This is a genomic window from Citrobacter amalonaticus (genome assembly GCF_001559075.2).
Lineage (GTDB): Bacteria > Pseudomonadota > Gammaproteobacteria > Enterobacterales > Enterobacteriaceae > Citrobacter_A > Citrobacter_A amalonaticus_F.
This window is the reverse complement of record NZ_CP014015.2, coordinates 3,180,043-3,196,414: the sequence shown is the minus strand read 5'-3', so window position 1 is coordinate 3,196,414 and position 16,372 is coordinate 3,180,043. Positions and strand designations below refer to the sequence as shown.

Annotated in this window: 13 protein-coding genes and 1 other annotated feature; of the genes, 5 read left to right on the top strand and 8 right to left on the bottom strand. The window is 55.2% G+C overall.

Features of this window, described 5'->3' with window-relative positions:
- The first annotated feature begins 133 nt into the window (after positions 1–133).
- Together AL479_RS15395 and ybaK are read left to right on the top strand one after the other, a co-directional pair.
- On the top strand, positions 134–928 hold the full coding sequence (locus AL479_RS15395) for a TraB/GumN family protein (protein ID WP_061076677.1): 795 nt from the start codon (positions 134–136) through the stop codon (positions 926–928).
- A 202-nt stretch (positions 929–1,130) separates the two neighbouring features.
- On the top strand, positions 1,131–1,610 hold the full coding sequence (ybaK, locus tag AL479_RS15390) for a Cys-tRNA(Pro)/Cys-tRNA(Cys) deacylase YbaK (protein ID WP_061076676.1): 480 nt from the start codon (positions 1,131–1,133) through the stop codon (positions 1,608–1,610).
- A 123-nt stretch (positions 1,611–1,733) separates the two neighbouring features.
- Here the strand turns inward: ybaK and ushA are convergent, their stop codons facing one another.
- A complete protein-coding gene (gene ushA / locus AL479_RS15385; RefSeq protein ID WP_105291769.1) occupies positions 1,734–3,386 on the bottom strand; it encodes a bifunctional UDP-sugar hydrolase/5'-nucleotidase UshA in 1,653 nt (550 codons plus the stop codon).
- 225 nt (positions 3,387–3,611) lie between these two features.
- Here ushA and fsr point away from each other — a divergent pair, with 225 nt between their 5' ends.
- Positions 3,612–4,832, top strand: coding sequence for a fosmidomycin MFS transporter (gene fsr / locus AL479_RS15380; RefSeq protein WP_061076675.1), 1,221 nt, complete (start codon positions 3,612–3,614; stop codon positions 4,830–4,832).
- Between the two features lie 214 nt (positions 4,833–5,046).
- The gene (gene ybaL / locus AL479_RS15375) at positions 5,047–6,723 is read left to right on the top strand and encodes a YbaL family putative K(+) efflux transporter (protein ID WP_061076674.1); all 1,677 of its coding nucleotides are present in this window, start codon (positions 5,047–5,049) and stop codon (positions 6,721–6,723) included.
- Between the two features lie 119 nt (positions 6,724–6,842).
- Here ybaL and gsk read toward each other — a convergent pair whose 3' ends face one another.
- Entirely contained in the window at positions 6,843–8,147 is a 1,305-nt protein-coding gene (gsk, locus tag AL479_RS15370; protein WP_061076673.1) for an inosine/guanosine kinase, read from the bottom strand.
- Between the two features lie 141 nt (positions 8,148–8,288).
- Here gsk and aes point away from each other — a divergent pair, with 141 nt between their 5' ends.
- Complete coding sequence (gene aes, locus AL479_RS15365) at positions 8,289–9,260, top strand: acetyl esterase (protein WP_061076672.1); 972 nt, start codon at positions 8,289–8,291, stop codon at positions 9,258–9,260.
- Here the strand turns inward: aes and hemH are convergent.
- From hemH to dnaX, 6 genes are all read right to left on the bottom strand, one after another.
- Positions 9,257–10,219, bottom strand: a complete 963-nt coding sequence (gene hemH / locus AL479_RS15360) for a ferrochelatase (RefSeq protein ID WP_061076671.1) — start codon at positions 10,217–10,219, stop codon at positions 9,257–9,259. The genes aes and hemH overlap by 4 nt on opposite strands.
- Positions 10,220–10,382: 163 nt before the next feature.
- Complete coding sequence (gene adk / locus AL479_RS15355; protein ID WP_043001547.1) at positions 10,383–11,027, bottom strand: adenylate kinase; 645 nt, start codon at positions 11,025–11,027, stop codon at positions 10,383–10,385.
- Positions 11,028–11,269: 242 nt separating this feature from the next.
- Positions 11,270–13,144 (bottom strand): molecular chaperone HtpG, encoded by a 1,875-nt coding sequence (gene htpG, locus AL479_RS15345; protein ID WP_061076670.1) that lies wholly within the window; start codon positions 13,142–13,144, stop codon positions 11,270–11,272.
- A gap of 110 nt (positions 13,145–13,254) precedes the next feature.
- Complete coding sequence (recR, locus tag AL479_RS15340; RefSeq protein ID WP_061076669.1) at positions 13,255–13,860, bottom strand: recombination mediator RecR; 606 nt, start codon at positions 13,858–13,860, stop codon at positions 13,255–13,257.
- On the bottom strand, positions 13,860–14,189 hold the full coding sequence (locus AL479_RS15335) for a YbaB/EbfC family nucleoid-associated protein (RefSeq protein ID WP_001515903.1): 330 nt from the start codon (positions 14,187–14,189) through the stop codon (positions 13,860–13,862). The genes recR and AL479_RS15335 overlap by 1 nt, the downstream gene beginning before the upstream one ends.
- A 53-nt stretch (positions 14,190–14,242) precedes the next feature.
- The gene (dnaX, locus tag AL479_RS15330; RefSeq protein WP_061076668.1) at positions 14,243–16,171 is read right to left on the bottom strand and encodes a DNA polymerase III subunit gamma/tau; all 1,929 of its coding nucleotides are present in this window, start codon (positions 16,169–16,171) and stop codon (positions 14,243–14,245) included.
- Positions 14,846–14,910: a sequence feature (DnaX frameshifting element), on the bottom strand. Its footprint overlaps the gene before it by 65 nt.
- Positions 16,172–16,372: the final 201 nt, after the last annotated feature.

Below are 16,372 nucleotides of genomic sequence, written 5' to 3'. Positions count from 1 at the left end.
CGCTTATCCGGCCTACTGCGTTAATGTGAAACGGCAAAGCCGGATGAGGCACTTTAGCGCCGCCATCCGGCAATTCACACATTGCACAGCCCTGGGCCACGCGTTAGCATGGGCTTCTGATTAGGGAGGTCGCATGGATCTGTTTTACCGGGTAAAAACATTCTTCGCTACGCTATCCGGCAATCGCTATACCTGGCCCGCCATTGATGTTTCGTTGCCCGGCAACCGCCATTTCCACCTGATTGGCAGTATTCATATGGGCAGTCGCGATATGTCCCCTCTCCCTGCCAGACTGCTCAAAAAGCTTCACAACGCCGATGCGCTCATTGTTGAGGCCGACGTCTCCGGCAATGACAGTCCCTTTGCCGATCTACCCGAGTTTGCCGCGCTGGAAGAACGCATCAGCGAGGAGCAATTGCGCAACCTGCATCGCGCGACCGATGAACTGGGGATCTCTCCGGCGCTGTTTTCCACGCAACCGCTGTGGCAAATCGCGATGGTGTTGCAGGCCACCCAGGCGCAACAGTTAGGATTACGCCCGGAGTACGGCATTGATTATCAACTGTTGCAGGCCGCGAAAAAGGCAGAAAAACAGGTGATTGAACTGGAAGGCGCCGCCAGTCAGATTGCGCTATTGTGCGAACTGCCTGATAACGGTCTGGCGCTGCTGGATGATACGTTGACGCACTGGCACACCAACGCCCGACTGCTGCAGCAGATGATGAGCTGGTGGCTGAAAGCGCCGCCGCAGGACAATCACCTGACGCTTCCGAACACCTTCAGTCAGTCGCTGTATGATGTGCTGATGCATCAGCGCAATATCGCCTGGCGGGATCGTCTGGCCGCGCTGCCTGCGGGTCGCTATGTGGTAGCTGTCGGCGCGCTGCACCTGTATGGAGAGGGGAATCTGCCGGAGCTGATGCGATAAAAAAAGTGGCCAATATTTCTATTGGCCCGTCAAAGAGGAATTTCATCATTATTATTATGCCGCCGCTTAATGCGACGGTGTATGTCGATTGTCGCTCAAACTCTGCATCCTGCCAACATAATTGCGCAAGATGGTACTATATTTCGGACATTTGTTAGAGATACGCTTGACTTGTCATTTGGTTTAGCCAGGAAAAATAGCTATGACACCCGCCGTTAAATTACTCGAAAAAAACAAAATTACGTTCAAAATCCACACCTACGATCACGATCCCGCCGAAACCAACTTCGGTGATGAGGTGGTACGCAAGTTAGGGTTGAATGCCGATCAGGTGTACAAAACGCTGCTGGTTGCGGTGAATGGCGATATGAAACATCTGGCGGTAGCGGTCACCCCCGTGGCCGGACAACTGGATCTGAAAAAAGTCGCCAAAGCGCTCGGCGCGAAAAAGGTCGATATGGCCGATCCGCTGGTTGCGCAACGTACAACCGGGTATCTGGTCGGCGGCATTAGTCCGCTGGGACAGAAAAAACGTCTGCCAACGCTGATCGATGCGCCAGCCCAGACGTTTGACACCATTTTTGTCTCTGGCGGCAAACGCGGGCTGGACATTGAACTGGCGGCGGTTGATTTGGCCGCGATTCTGGAGGCTAAATTCGCCGATATCGCCCGCCGGGACTAAATGCGTATTTGTGCCGGATGGCGACGCACGCGTCTTATCCGGCCTACCTCTTATCAGGCCGACAAACCGCGCTGACCTGCAGGCCGGAAAAGGTGCCAGCACCCCATCCGGCACTCCGTCCTGTTACTGCCAGCTGACTTCCCCCTTCGGCTCATACGCACTGGCATCGAGCGGTGAGTTTTTCTGAATGTATTCCTTCAGCACTTCCGCATCAATAAACCCGGTGTTGACGTACCCCGGTTTGTTATCAATACGCGGATAACCATCGCCGCCGGTCGCGTTAAAGCTGAGCGTCGCCATACGATAGGTTTTCGCCGGGTCAACTGGCTCGCCATTGATTTTCAACTCGTTGAGCTTGCCATCTTTTGCCACAAAACTAACCCTGGCAAACTGCGGATAGGCGCCGGAATCCGGTTTCATTTGCGCCACAGCCGTCAGATAGTCCGTCACATCCTTACCGTTCATATCGACATACACGACAACGTTGCCGAACGGCTGAACCTTCAGCACGCTTTTATAGGTGATATCCCCGCCTTCGATCGAGTCACGAATGCCGCCGCCGCTCATGACGCCGAAATCAGCACCGGTGCGCGCCATTTGCGCAGCCAGAATCAAATGCCCCATGTTGGTCTGCACAAAACGGACCTTGCTGCGGTCGCCTTCCAGACGGTCATTCACCGCCCCGATTTTCACATCCAGCTGCGCTTTTCCTTTATTCTGGAACGGAGACAACAGCGAGAGCATCTGCGCATTCTCAGCGATTTCCGGGGTGTAAAGTACATGCTCACTTTTCCCGTCTTCCCAGGTCACTTTCTTCTTCAGGTTCACCGGAATCAGCTGATAGTTGACCATTTTCATCTCGCCGTTACGGAACTCAAAGTCCGCGCGACCAACGTATTTCCCCCACTCATGGGCCTGTACAATCCAGATCCCGTTCTGTTTGTCCGGCGCACACGGCGTACCGGGAACGTAATCCACCTGTTTTTTATTTTCCGCTGCCATGCACACCGGGTCCTGTGAGTGACCACCCACAATCATCGCCAGCGCGCCCTCTGGCAGACTGCGTGCCATTTCGACGTCGCCCGGCGCGTTCGAACCATGGTTACCGTTGTCGTAGTGCCCCATGTGAGTGGTGGCAATCATGACGTCAGGCTTTTCATTCATCTGCAACTCCTGAATCACCACCTTTGCCTCTTCCGCTGGTTTGCGAAATTCGATATCGGTGAAGAACTCAGGGTTACCGATTTTCGCCGTGTCATCAGTAGTCAAACCGATAACCGCGATTTTCAGGTCCTGACGTTTAAAGATGGCCCAGGGTTTGAACAGACGCTCGCCGGTACTTTTCTGGTAAATATTGGCCGAGAGAAAGGGGAACTTCGCCCACTTCTCCTGCTGACGCAGGACGGTGAGCGGATTATCAAATTCGTGGTTACCGACCGCCATCGCGTCATAACCAATCAGGTTCATCCCACGAAAGTCGGGCTCAGCATCCTGGAGATCCGATTCGGGAACGCCGGTATTGATGTCACCACCGGACAGCAGCAGGACGCTGCCCCCTTCGGCAGCCACCTCGCGACGAATCCCGTCCACCAGCGTTTTTTGCGCTGAGAGACCGTACTCGCCGTATTCGCTGCGCCAGAAATGGCCATGATGATCGTTGGTATGCAGAATGGTGATTTTATAGGTTTTATCTTTTTCATAAGCCTGAGCAGGCTGACTTGCCAGCGTGAATGCGGCGAACAGTGCCAGCGCCACACCCCGTTTCAAAAATTTCATGTTTCTCTCCCTGATTCCTTCACTCGGCTGAAATTACAATTATCTGAAATAATAGTCGAATAAGTTTTCAGAATTGAGACTTCCTTCAAACCTCGTCCGCAGGTATGTTAGTCAGGTAATAATCACAATGACGATATTCCCCTATGCGCAACATCGTTCACGTTGCATCCGGGCAGCGTGAAGGATAAAGCGCATACATCGCAAATCAGACAGAAGTGACTTTCTATGGCAATGAGTGAACAAACCCAGCCAGCACTTGGTGCGTCCGCGCCAGTCGCTAAGGCACGTACGTCGTTCGGCATTTTAGGCGCGATCAGCCTTTCACACCTGCTTAACGATATGATTCAGTCGTTAATTCTGGCGATCTATCCGCTATTACAGTCCGAATTCTCACTGACCTTTATGCAGATAGGGATGATCACCCTGACCTTCCAGTTGGCCTCTTCGCTTCTACAACCGGTGGTCGGCTACTGGACCGATAAGTACCCGATGCCGTGGTCGTTGCCGATTGGCATGTGCTTTACGCTGAGCGGGCTGGTGCTGTTGGCGATGGCCGGCAGTTTTGGCGCCGTGCTGCTGGCTGCCGCGCTGGTGGGCACCGGCTCTTCGGTATTCCACCCGGAATCGTCCCGTGTGGCACGGATGGCCTCAGGCGGACGCCACGGTCTTGCCCAGTCCATCTTCCAGGTGGGCGGTAACTTTGGTAGCTCCCTCGGCCCGTTGTTGGCGGCAGTGATCATCGCCCCTTACGGCAAAGGTAATGTGGCCTGGTTCGTGCTTGCGGCGCTGCTGGCGATTGTCGTGCTGGCGCAAATCAGCCGCTGGTATGCCGCGCAGCATCGTATGAGCAAGGGGAAACCCAAAGCAACGATTATCAATCCGCTGCCGCGCAATAAGGTGGTGCTTGCGGTCAGTGTCCTGCTGATCCTGATTTTCTCGAAATACTTCTATATGGCGAGCATCAGCAGCTATTACACCTTTTATCTGATGCAAAAATTCGGATTATCGGTACAAAACGCGCAATTTCACCTCTTTGCCTTCCTGTTTGCGGTTGCTGCAGGAACGGTAATCGGCGGGCCTTTAGGCGATAAGATTGGCAGAAAATATGTCATTTGGGGCTCTATCCTCGGCGTCGCGCCGTTTACGCTGATTTTACCTTATGCCACCCTACACTGGACCGGTATTTTAACGGTGATCATTGGTTTTATTCTCGCCTCCGCGTTTTCCGCCATTCTGGTGTATGCCCAGGAGCTACTGCCGGGTCGTATCGGCATGGTTTCTGGTCTGTTTTTTGGTTTTGCCTTTGGGATGGGTGGCCTGGGAGCCGCCGTGTTAGGTCTGCTCGCTGACCACACCAGCATCGAGTTAGTCTATAAAATCTGTGCTTTCCTACCACTTCTGGGGATACTGACCATATTCTTACCTGATAACCGGCATAAAGCCTGAGTTTCTTGCGGCTAAAGCTAAACTTTAGCCGCTCGCTACACCTGTTGTTATAAGCCTTTGCTCTGTATCCAGTCCGCTCGTTTTCCGATCCGTGCCTTTTTCGCCTCAAATTGCAGTTTTCTTCAAAATTCAATAATTATTCACAAACATAATAGTCAAAATTGTCATAAACTATTACCTGGAATTTTGGAAATCAGCTACCAAAGGAGACGGAATGCATCACGCCACCCCGCTTATCACCACCATTGTTGGCGGCCTTGTGCTCGCTTTTATACTCGGCATGCTTGCCAATAAACTGCGTATTTCTCCTCTGGTGGGATATCTGTTAGCGGGCGTTCTGGCCGGTCCTTTTACTCCTGGTTTTGTGGCTGATACCAAACTTGCGCCGGAGCTCGCTGAGCTTGGCGTTATTCTGCTGATGTTCGGCGTCGGTTTGCACTTTTCACTGAAGGATTTGATGGCGGTAAAGTCGATAGCCATTCCCGGTGCGATCGCCCAGATAGCCGTGGCGACGCTGTTGGGTATGGCCCTTTCCGCCATGCTGGGCTGGTCGCTGATGACCGGCATCGTCTTTGGTTTATGTCTTTCAACCGCCAGTACCGTGGTGCTGCTGCGCGCGCTTGAAGAACGACAACTGGTCGACAGTCAGCGAGGGCAGATAGCCATCGGCTGGCTGATTGTTGAAGATCTGGTGATGGTGCTGACGCTGGTCCTGCTGCCCGCCGTGGCCGGAATGATGGAAAAAGGCAACGTCGGGTTCGCCTCGCTGGCGGTCGACATGGGTATGACCATCGGTAAAGTTATCGCCTTTATCGCCATTATGATGCTGGTTGGCCGCCGTCTGGTACCGTGGATTATGGCGCGCAGTGCGGCAACCGGCTCCCGCGAACTGTTTACCCTGTCCGTACTGGCGCTGGCATTAGGTATCGCTTTCGGCGCAGTAGAACTGTTTGATGTCTCCTTCGCGCTGGGCGCGTTCTTTGCCGGGATGGTACTGAATGAATCGGAACTGAGCCATCGTGCGGCCCACGATACTCTGCCGCTGCGCGACGCATTTGCCGTCCTGTTCTTTGTCTCCGTCGGTATGCTGTTTGATCCGCTGATTCTGATCCAACAGCCGCTGGCCGTGCTGGCAACGCTTGCCATCATTATCTTTGGTAAGTCGGTCGCCGCCTTCTTCCTGGTACGTCTGTTTGGCCACTCGCCGCGTACCGCGCTGACCATTGCCGCCAGCCTGGCGCAGATTGGTGAGTTCGCCTTTATTCTCGCCGGTCTGGGGATGGCGCTGAACCTGCTGCCGCAGGAAGGGCAAAATCTGGTGCTGGCGGGGGCGATTCTGTCGATTATGCTCAACCCGGTGCTGTTTGCTCTGCTGGAAAAATATCTGGCAAAAACCGAGACGCTGGAAGAACAGACGCTGGAAGAGGCTATCGAGGAAGAGAAACAAATTCCGGTGGATATCTGCAACCACGCGCTGCTGGTCGGTTTTGGCCGCGTCGGCAGTCTGCTCGGTGAAAAACTGATGGCGGCCGGAATGCCGTTAGTGGTTATCGAAACGTCACGGACACGGGTGGATGAGCTACGCGAGCGCGGGATCCGCGCGGTGCTGGGGAATGCCGCCAATGAAGAGATCATGAATCTGGCGCACCTGGATTGCGCCCGCTGGCTGATCCTCACCATCCCGAACGGCTACGAGGCCGGCGAAATTGTTGCTTCTGCCCGCGAGAAGTGCCCGAATATTGAGATTATCGCTCGCGCGCATTATGACGATGAGGTCGAGTACATTACCGAACGCGGCGCTAATCAGGTCGTGATGGGCGAGCGCGAAATCGCCCGTACGATGCTGGAACTGCTGGAAACACCACCAGCAGGTGAAGTCGTGACGGGGTGACCGTCGTTGCATCGGCTCGTTTGCCTGATGGCGCTTCGCTTATCAGGCCTACGTGATGACACAGATAACAGCAACCGTAGGCCGGATAAGGCGTTTACGCCGCCATCCGGCATGATGACTTAACGATCCCAGTACGACTCTTCGAGGCTATCCTCACGCTCCGGCAGTCCACGCGTCAGACGCGGGGAGTGCTGGTTCAGTACCTGATAACTCACGCGATTGGCATATTTACACACCTGCGCTAATGACGAATAGGTCAGCCAGGTGAACTTATGCTTACTGGAATTTGGCACATTCGAACGGTGATAGCTGTTGGCGGTAATATCATGCAGCAGCGCCGCCAGCGCGCCGTCACCTGCGCCATTGGTGTTCATGATCTTTTCTGGGCCGCCCATATACGGAGCGATATGGGAATAGACACGCAGCGGATTGCGACAGTCTTTATGGCGCATCGCACGGCTGAACTCATACTGGTTAAATTCGGCAATCGCGCCCGGCAGCAGCGGGTGCTGGGTTTTGCGTTTGGCTTCCTCTTCAGTAAAGCCCGCCATGTACAGCCCTACCGGTCCGGCGGTACACAACACCAGATCGACCCAGTCCAGCGCTTTGTCAGACGCCAGCAGCGGATCGTTTTCACCGGTCAGCGCTTCGGCTTCTTCTTCATTCATCGCCAGAATAGAGACGTTCTCTTTCAGGAAATCCTGCCACCACTGCGGGTTATCGGCGATGACAAATTTGGTTCCCAGCGTCAGTACCACCGGCACATTGTGCTTTTTAGCGTACTCTATGGCCTTCATGGTGGCTTCCGGCATCGGCTCGCCCGGCTTGCAGCGTACCAGATAGGAGGTCAACACCAGCGCCGATGCCCCGGCAATTACCGATTCCGGAATGCTTTCCGCGCGCAGTTGGTTCATGTGCCCTGGGCTGATGGCGAAGGTACGCTCGCCGGATTCGCCTATCAGGGTAAAGCAGCGGCCAATCGGTCCGTCAACGCCCTGCAGATAGTTAAGGTCGGTCCGGCTGGAGGTGTTACACAGATAGCGGTATGCGTAACTACCAATCTCAATGTTGCTGCACATTACGCCCAGCAACACTGAACGGTCATCGGCCAGCACAGAGTAGTTATGCATGGTGTTGCCAATGGTCCCGCCGGCAAACTGATGGGTGATCAGGTTGTCACGTACCAGTTCCTGATACAGCGCTTCGGCCACGTCATCCTCAATCACCAGCGAATGCCCGGCGCTCAGTCCATAACGTTGCACAAACGCGTCATCCACTTTCGCCTCAATATCCACCAGCGTTTGATCGATCCCCACCACCCATGCGGCGCTGGTTTCATTTTCATGCTGGATTTGTTGCAGCAGCGGATCGCGTGCATTGACAGGGAAATAATGTTTGGATTTGCGTTTACCGGGAAATTTCATGGCTGTTTTTACGGGTGGCTAACTGAGCGGTGCATGGTAGCACATTCCCCCTGCGACAACAGAGTTTCAATATCGGACGGGCGGATCGCAGTTTCCATTACGAAAGTTTTTACAATGGGTCGATTTCACATGGAGCGTTTTATGAAACTGGAAAACAAACTTCCCGTACTGGCACGCATTTCAGATGAAATGAAGGCGGTACTGAATGTCCGGCAGGACGATCTGCCGCCCTGGCCGCCCGCTGATGATGTGGTCGCTATGCGCCAACACTACATTCTTGAACGCCGCTTCTGGAACGCGGATGCACCGCAGATGCCAACGCGGGAATATGCCATTCCCACGCGCTGGGGAGAGGTGACAACGCGCCTGTACAGCCCAACGCCAGACAGTCAGGCTACGCTGTTTTACCTGCACGGTGGCGGTTGTATTCTCGGTAATCTGGATACCCATGACCGTATCATGCGCCTGCTGGCAAGCTATACCCAGTGCACGGTGATTGGCGTCGACTATTCGCTCTCGCCTGAAGCGCGCTTTCCACAAGCCCTTGAAGAAACCGTTGACACCTGTCAGTTCTTTTATCAGCAGGCGGACGACTATCAGTTGAATATGACACGCATTGGCTTTGCTGGTGATTCCGCTGGCGCGATGCTGGCGCTCAGCAGCGCGCTGTGGCTGCGCGATAAGCACATCTCCTGTGGAACGGTGGCGGGCGTGCTGTTGTGGTACGGCCTGTACGGTTTACAGGATTCAGTGAGTCGTCGACTGATGGGCGGCGACTGGGATGGCCTCAGCCGCCAGGATTTAGCGATGTACGAAAAAATGTATCTGCGTAATGCCGACGATCGCGAGTCGCCATACTATTGCCTGTTCAACAACGACCTGACACAGGCGGTGCCGCCCTGCTTTATCGCCGGTGCGGAGTTTGACCCGCTGATCGACGACAGTCGCCTGCTCTTCCAGACGCTGGCGGCACACCAGCAGCCCTGCGAATACAAAATGTATCCCGGCACCCTGCACGCCTTTCTGCACTACTCACGCCTGATGAAATCTGCCGATGATGCATTACGCGATGGTGCGCGTTTCTTTACTCAGCAGATTAACGCGGCACGTTAGCGGTACGCGGCCGTCAGTTTCAGCATCATATCGATATGTTCCGGTGCGGCATTCAGCGCCGGAATATATTCATACTTTTTGCCGCCCGCGTCGAGGAAGATCTCTTTATTCTGCACCGCAATTTCTTCCAGCGTCTCCAGACAATCCGCCGCGAAGCCCGGACACATTACCTGAATATGGCCCGTTCCCTTCTCGCCTAACATCTTCAGCGTTTCATCAGTGTAGGGCGTCAGCCACGGTTCACGACCAAAACGCGACTGGAAGGTCATCATGACTTTTTCTGGCGGCAGGCCGAGCGCAGAAACCAGCTCTCGGGTGGTATCGCGGCAACGCTGCGGATAGTCGTCGCCTTCATCCGCAAAACGCTGGGGAATACCGTGATACGACAACAGCAGCAAATCGGGTTCGCCATGTTCGGCAAACGAGTCTCGCGCGCTGTTCGCCAGCGCATCAATATAGGCGCTGTCATCGGCGTAATCGCGAATAAACGAAATGCCGGGAATACGACGTTTACGCGCCAGAATGCGCGCCAGCTCATCCCAGACCGCCGCGGCGGTTGAGCAGGAATATTGCGGGTACAGCGGCAGCACAACAATGTGATCAACGTGGTTCGCCAGCAGCTCGTCTACCGCGCTTTCCAGCGACGGCGAGCCGTAACTCATACCCAGCGCGACGGGCGTGTCCGGTAAGCGCGCAGCAAGCGCCTGCTGCTGTTGACGGCTGTAGACCATCAGCGGCGAGCCGCCTTCCATCCAGACTGACTGATAAAGCTTTGCCACTCGCGGAGCGCGCAGCGGCAAAATTACACCGCGTAGTAGCGGCCACCACAACACACGGGGCGTATCGACAACGCGTTTATCGCTTAAGAATTGCCGGAGATAGCGTGTTACTGCCGCCGGGGTGGGGGCATCGGGAGTCCCAAGATTTGCCAGCAGGATACCGGTTTTCGTCTGACGCATTACCGCCTCTTATCGATTCAAATTGTTGATAATTGTAGCGGAAAAGCGAATAAGAAGAACTAATTGCTGTGAGAGGTATGACGAGAATTTGCCTGATGCCGCTGCGCTTATCAGGCCTACAGGATAATGGCAGGCCTGATAAAAGGTTCACGACGCGAAAAACTTAGCCGAGGATTTTTTCCAGCGCAGCACGCACGTCAGCAACGGCCTGAGTCCCGTCAACTTTCGCGTATTGGGTGTTACCTGCTGCCGCTTCTTTCTGGTAGTAGCCAATCAGCGGCGCCGTCATCTGATGGTATTCCACCAGACGCTTACGCACGGTCTCTTCCTGGTCGTCTTTACGGGTGGTCAGCTCTTCACCGGTCACGTCGTCTTTACCTTCAACCTTAGGCGGGTTGAATTTGATGTGGTAAACGCGGCCAGAGGCAGCGTGCACGCGACGACCGACGATACGGTCAACGATCAGCTCATCCGGTACGTCGAATTCGAGAACATAATCCACCACGATACCGGCTTCTTTCATGGCGTCTGCCTGCGGAATCGTGCGCGGGAAACCATCTAACAGAAAACCGTTACGGCAATCTTCCTGCGCGATACGCTCTTTTACCAGCGCGATCACCAGCTCATCCGTCACCAGCTTGCCGGCGTCCATGATGTCTTTCGCTTGTTTGCCCAGCTCGGAGCCAGATTTCACGGCGGCACGCAGCATATCACCGGTGGAGATTTGCGGAATACCATACTTCTCCATGATGAACTGAGCCTGAGTTCCTTTACCCGCGCCCGGAGCGCCAAGCAGAATGATACGCATTACGAAAATCCCCTTAAAGGTTGTCGATATTTTTAAAAAAGCGCTAAACGATACCACCATCACGCATTTGTCTCAAGGAAGGCGCCCTGCGCTGAAACGGTTAATGAGGGAAAATTTAGAAAAGAGAGGCGATTAAAAGAAAGGCCAGATGGCGATAACGCCCATCCAGCCTGGACAGAATATATCAATGTAGGCCGGATAAGACGCTAACGCGTCGCCATCCGGCATTCACATGGCGGTTATCAGGAAACCAGCAGTTGGTTCATACGACGAATGAACTGGTTTGGATCTTCGAGCGTGCCGCGCTCGGCAAACAACGCCTGATCCAGCAGCAGTTCAACCCACTCGTTGAATTGCGCTTCATCCTGGGTATCCGCCGTGCGTTTCACCAGCACGTGGTCCGGGTTGAGTTCAAAGATATATTTCACTTCCGGCACGTTCTGGCCCGCAGCGGCAAACAGTTTCGCCATCTGGGTGCTCATTTCGTCCGCGTCGGTGGTGACAATCGCCGGCGTATCGGTCAGACGGTGCGTCAGACGTACGTCTTTCACCCGGTCGCCCAGCAGGTTTTTCACGCGCTCAACAAACGGTGTCAGCGCTTTTTCCGCTTCTTTCGCGCTTTCATCAACCTCATCAGCCAGCTTGTCGATAGACTCGTCCGCTTTGGCGACGGACTGGAACGCCTTACCGTCGAACTCGGTCAGGTAGTTCATCATCCACTCGTCAATGCGATCGGAGAGCAGCAGCACTTCGATGCCTTTCTTACGCAACAGTTCCAGATGCGGGCTGCTCTTCGCTGCCGCGTAGCTGTCTGCAGTGATGTAGTAAATCTTCTCCTGCCCTTCTTTCATGCGGGAGACGTAGTCTTCCAGAGAGACGGTCTGCGCAGAAGAGTCGGTATGCGTCGACGCGAAACGCATCAGTTTGGCGATGGTTTCCTGGTTAGCGTGATCTTCCGCCGGCCCTTCTTTCATCACCAGACCAAACTGCTGCCAGAACGTCTGGTATTTTTCCGCGTCATCTTTCGCCAGTTTTTCCAGCATCTGCAATACGCGCTTGGTCAGTGCGCTACGCAGGTTGCGGGTAACGCTACTGTCTTGCAGGATCTCACGCGAGACGTTCAGCGGCAGATCGTTAGAGTCGATAAGCCCTCGCACGAAGCGCAGATAGTTCGGCATGAACTGCTCGGCGTCATCCATGATAAAGACGCGCTGGACGTACAGCTTCAGGCCGTGTTTGTGATCGCGGTTCCACATGTCCCACGGCGCCTGCGACGGGATGTACAGCAGGCTGGTGTACTCCTGCTTCCCTTCTACGCGGTTGTGGCTCCAGGTCAGCGGATCGGTAAAATCGTGCGCGATATGTTTGTAAAACTCGTTGTACTCGTCGTCTTTGATTTCTGACTTGTTACGGGTCCACAGCGCCTGCGCCTTGTTGATTTTCTCCCAGGAAACGACGGTTTCGCCGTCTTTTTCTTCCTGTTTTTCAATCTCAACCGGCAGCGCGATATGGTCGGAATATTTGCTGATGATGGAACGTACGCGCCAGTCATCAAGGAACTCGTCTTCGCCTTCACGCAGATGCAGGGTGATTTCCGTTCCGCGATCGTCTTTGGTGATATCGGCAACGGTGTATTCACCTTCGCCCGCCGACTCCCAGAACACGCCGTTCTCCGGCTTGTCGCCTGCGGCGCGAGTGCGGACCGTCACTTTATCCGCGACGATAAACGCCGAATAGAAGCCTACGCCAAACTGACCAATCAGTTGACTGTCTTTCGCCTGATCGGAGCCCATGGATTCAAGGAAGGATTTGGTCCCGGACTTCGCGATGGTCCCCAGATGATCGATCACGTCATCACGGTTCATCCCCACGCCGTTATCGGCGATGGTCAACGTACGCTTATCTTTATCGAAGGAGACGCGTACGCGCAGTTCACCGTCGCCTTCATAGAGGTCCGGGTTCGACAGCGCGCGAAAACGCAGCTTGTCTGCCGCATCGGAGGCGTTAGAGATAAGCTCACGCAGGAAGATTTCTTTATTGGAATACAGAGAATGGATCATCAGGTGCAGAAGCTGTTTTACTTCTGACTGAAAACCACGAGTTTCTTGTCCTTTCATGTAGATCTACCTCAACAATGCCATTTTCAATGGTAAAAACACGTTGAGGGTGAAATGGGGACAAGCGGGAAGGTTTTCAAGCGGAGGCCACGAGCGCAGCCTCCGTTTGGTCAGAATTTAATCTTGTGGCGTCCTGCCAGAGAATGCGACAGCGTGGTGCCGTCCACCATCTCCAGCTCACCACCGACCGGCACGCCATGGGCGATACGGCTGGCATCAACGCCATATTGCGCGCAGAGTTCAGCAATGTAGTTCGCCGTGGCTTCCCCTTCGACCGTCGGGTTGGTCGCGAGGATCACTTCACTGAGTTGCTCAGAGGACAGGCGCTGCTCAAGTCTGTCGAGACCGATGTCATCCGGCCCGATGCCGTCGAGCGGCGACAAATGCCCCATCAGCACGAAGTAGCGCCCGGAAAACTGCCCGGTCTGCTCGATAGCGTAGATATCCGCCGGGCTCTCGACCACGCAAATCTGGCCGTTTTCCTGGCGACGCGGGTTCGAACAGATATTGCAGACTTCCTGCTCGGTGAAGGTGCGGCAATCGGCGCAGTGACCGATTTCCGACATCGCCCGGGTGAGCGCTTGCGCCAGACGCATCCCGCCGCTGCGGTCACGCTGAAGCAGCGTAAATGCCATGCGCTGCGCCGACTTCGGGCCAACGCCCGGCAGACAGCGCAGTGCTTCCATAAGCTGAGTTAACAGCGGGCTGGTTTGCATCAGAACGGCATCTTAAAGCCTGGCGGCAGTTGCATACCGGAGGAAACAGAGGCCATTTTCTCTTTCTGGGTCTCTTCAATACGACGGGCAGCATCGTTAAATGCAGCAGCAACCAGATCTTCCAGCATCTCTTTGTCATCTTCGAGCAGGCTTGGGTCGATCTCCACGCGACGGCAGTTATGCGCGCCGTTGATGGTCACTTTCACCAGACCCGCGCCGGATTCACCGGTCACTTCCAGCTTGGCGATTTCTTCCTGCATCTGCTGCATTTTTTCCTGCATCTGCTGGGCCTGCTTCATCAGGTTACCCAGACCGCCTTTACCAAACATAGGCTTCTCTCTCAATCACGTTAAGGGATGACAATCATAAGCGTCGCTTACGATCAAATGGGGCGGATACTCTCTTCATCCAGATCCGCATCGAAGAATCGACGCAGAGTCTGGATGTTGTTATCCGCAACTATCGACTCGCGCGCCTGCGCAAGTTTCTCTTCATAAATCGCCTGACGCCATTCCAGCGGCGTTCGCACCGCCGGATTATCATCTTCTACGATGGTCAGTTCAACCGTTGATCCCGCAAGCTGACTCAGTGCTTCCGCCAGCTTTTGCTGTGCACCGCTGGAATTCAGGTGACGCTGGCTGGAACGCAAATGCAGACAGACCGCATTGCCGTTCTCTTCTTTCCAGGCATTGAGCGCGACCTGCTCAACCAGTTTGGGCAGCGAGAGCTGACTGACCTGCGCCGCCCACGGATCGCGTTCAATCGCTTCTGCGGCCAGCTTAGCAGCCAGTTCCGGCGTTTTCTCATGCTCCAGCGCTTTCTTCAGCGCCTTCGGCGTCGCCACCACCTCTTTCACTTCAGCAACCGGCGTGGTCGCCTTCCAGCGATAGGCTTCTTTCTTCGCCGGAGCCTGTTCGAGCGCAGACGGCGCAGGTCGAGCCTGCACGCGTTCTGATACCGAAGCCAGTCTTTCCAGCGCAGCGTTATTCACCGGCCGCGCGCGGGGTGCGGCTGCCGGTTCACTCTTTTTTGCTTTGGTTGCTCCCTGCGCACGTTGCAGTTGATTGCGCGCCGCCAGCACCTGACTGGTGGATTCCGGCAGCGGCGCTGTCGGAGATGGTTGCGCAGGCGCAGACTGCTGCGACACCTGGGTCGGCGACATTACCGCCGTTGGCGCGACAGGGGCAAACGATTGTCGCGGAACCTCGGGTTCTGGTAACGGCATACGCGGATGAAACGCCAGCGCCCGCAGTAAGGTCATTTCAACGCCCATGCGTCTGTCTGGCGCGTACGGCAGTTCTTTACGGCCAATCAATAACGTCTGGTAATAGAGCTGAACGTCCGCCGGCGGCACAGTACGCGCCAGTTCACGCATGCGCACTTCGATCGTCGCCATGTCGCTGCCAAGCGCGGCAGGAGACAACTGGACCAGCGCAATACGGTGCAGCAGACCCAGCATTTCGACCAGCAGCGCTTCCCACTCGATTCCCCGCGCCGCAGCCTCGTTGACCAGCGTCATCACCCGTTCGCCGTCGGCGGCGATTACCGCCTCCACCAGCGACAGCGCCTGATCGTCATCCAGCGTGCCGAGCATCGCGCTCACCGCCTGGGTGGATACCTGGCCGTCACCGCTGGCTATCGCCTGATCGGTCAGACTCAATGCGTCACGCAGACTGCCGTCGGCCGCACGGGAAAGCAGTTGCAGCGCACGCGGCTCGTGGGCGATCTGCTCTTCGTTAAGAATATGTTCAAGCTGATGGCGAATCTGGTCGACATCCAGCGCTTTAAGATGGAACTGCAGGCAGCGGGACAGAATGGTCACCGGCAGCTTCTGCGGATCGGTTGTCGCCAGCAGGAATTTGACGTGCGACGGCGGCTCCTCAAGCGTTTTGAGCAGCGCGTTAAAACTGTGGCGAGACAGCATATGCACTTCGTCGATCAGATAAACTTTGAATCGACCGCGCGCCGGTGCGTACTGGACGTTATCCAGCAGGTCCCGGGTGTCTTCGACTTTGGTGCGCGAGGCGGCATCGATCTCAATCAGATCGACAAATCGCCCCTGCTCAATTTCGCGGCAGTTATCACACACGCCGCACGGCGCGGCGGTAATGCCGGTTTCGCAATTCAGTCCCTTTGCCAGCAGACGGGCAATGGAGGTTTTACCGACACCCCGGGTACCGGAAAATAGATATGCATGGTGAATACGCCCTAACGACAAGCCGTTCGCCAGTGCGGTCAGCACATGTTCCTGGCCGACGACGTCAGCAAAGGTTTGTGGGCGCCATTTTCGGGCTAAAACCTGATAACTCATTGGCTGGCTCTGAAACGCTGGAAGGTGGATTCATAGGGGGGAATGCTAACACAACCTCGCACATTCAGCGAGGTTGAGAGGTGATATTCAGGCGACATCGTTGCAGCCAGTTTGGTGACGGACAGCGCGCAAAAACCGGAGCGTACTGACAGTACGTGAGGATTTCGAGCACTGACCGGGGCCAAAATGGCAAATAAGATA

Bases quoted from the DNA above. Each gene is read 5' to 3' on its own strand.
- AL479_RS15395 (WP_061076677.1), top strand. From the start codon at position 134: ATGGATCTGTTTTACCGGGTAAAAACATTCTTCGCTACGCTATCCGGC.
- ybaK (WP_061076676.1), top strand. From the start codon at position 1,131: ATGACACCCGCCGTTAAATTACTCGAAAAAAACAAAATTACGTTCAAA.
- ushA (WP_105291769.1), bottom strand. From the start codon at position 3,386: ATGAAATTTTTGAAACGGGGTGTGGCGCTGGCACTGTTCGCCGCATTC.
- fsr (WP_061076675.1), top strand. From the start codon at position 3,612: ATGGCAATGAGTGAACAAACCCAGCCAGCACTTGGTGCGTCCGCGCCA.
- ybaL (WP_061076674.1), top strand. From the start codon at position 5,047: ATGCATCACGCCACCCCGCTTATCACCACCATTGTTGGCGGCCTTGTG.
- gsk (WP_061076673.1), bottom strand. From the start codon at position 8,147: ATGAAATTTCCCGGTAAACGCAAATCCAAACATTATTTCCCTGTCAAT.
- aes (WP_061076672.1), top strand. From the start codon at position 8,289: ATGAAACTGGAAAACAAACTTCCCGTACTGGCACGCATTTCAGATGAA.
- hemH (WP_061076671.1), bottom strand. From the start codon at position 10,219: ATGCGTCAGACGAAAACCGGTATCCTGCTGGCAAATCTTGGGACTCCC.
- adk (WP_043001547.1), bottom strand. From the start codon at position 11,027: ATGCGTATCATTCTGCTTGGCGCTCCGGGCGCGGGTAAAGGAACTCAG.
- htpG (WP_061076670.1), bottom strand. From the start codon at position 13,144: ATGAAAGGACAAGAAACTCGTGGTTTTCAGTCAGAAGTAAAACAGCTT.
- recR (WP_061076669.1), bottom strand. From the start codon at position 13,860: ATGCAAACCAGCCCGCTGTTAACTCAGCTTATGGAAGCACTGCGCTGT.
- AL479_RS15335 (WP_001515903.1), bottom strand. From the start codon at position 14,189: ATGTTTGGTAAAGGCGGTCTGGGTAACCTGATGAAGCAGGCCCAGCAG.
- dnaX (WP_061076668.1), bottom strand. From the start codon at position 16,171: ATGAGTTATCAGGTTTTAGCCCGAAAATGGCGCCCACAAACCTTTGCT.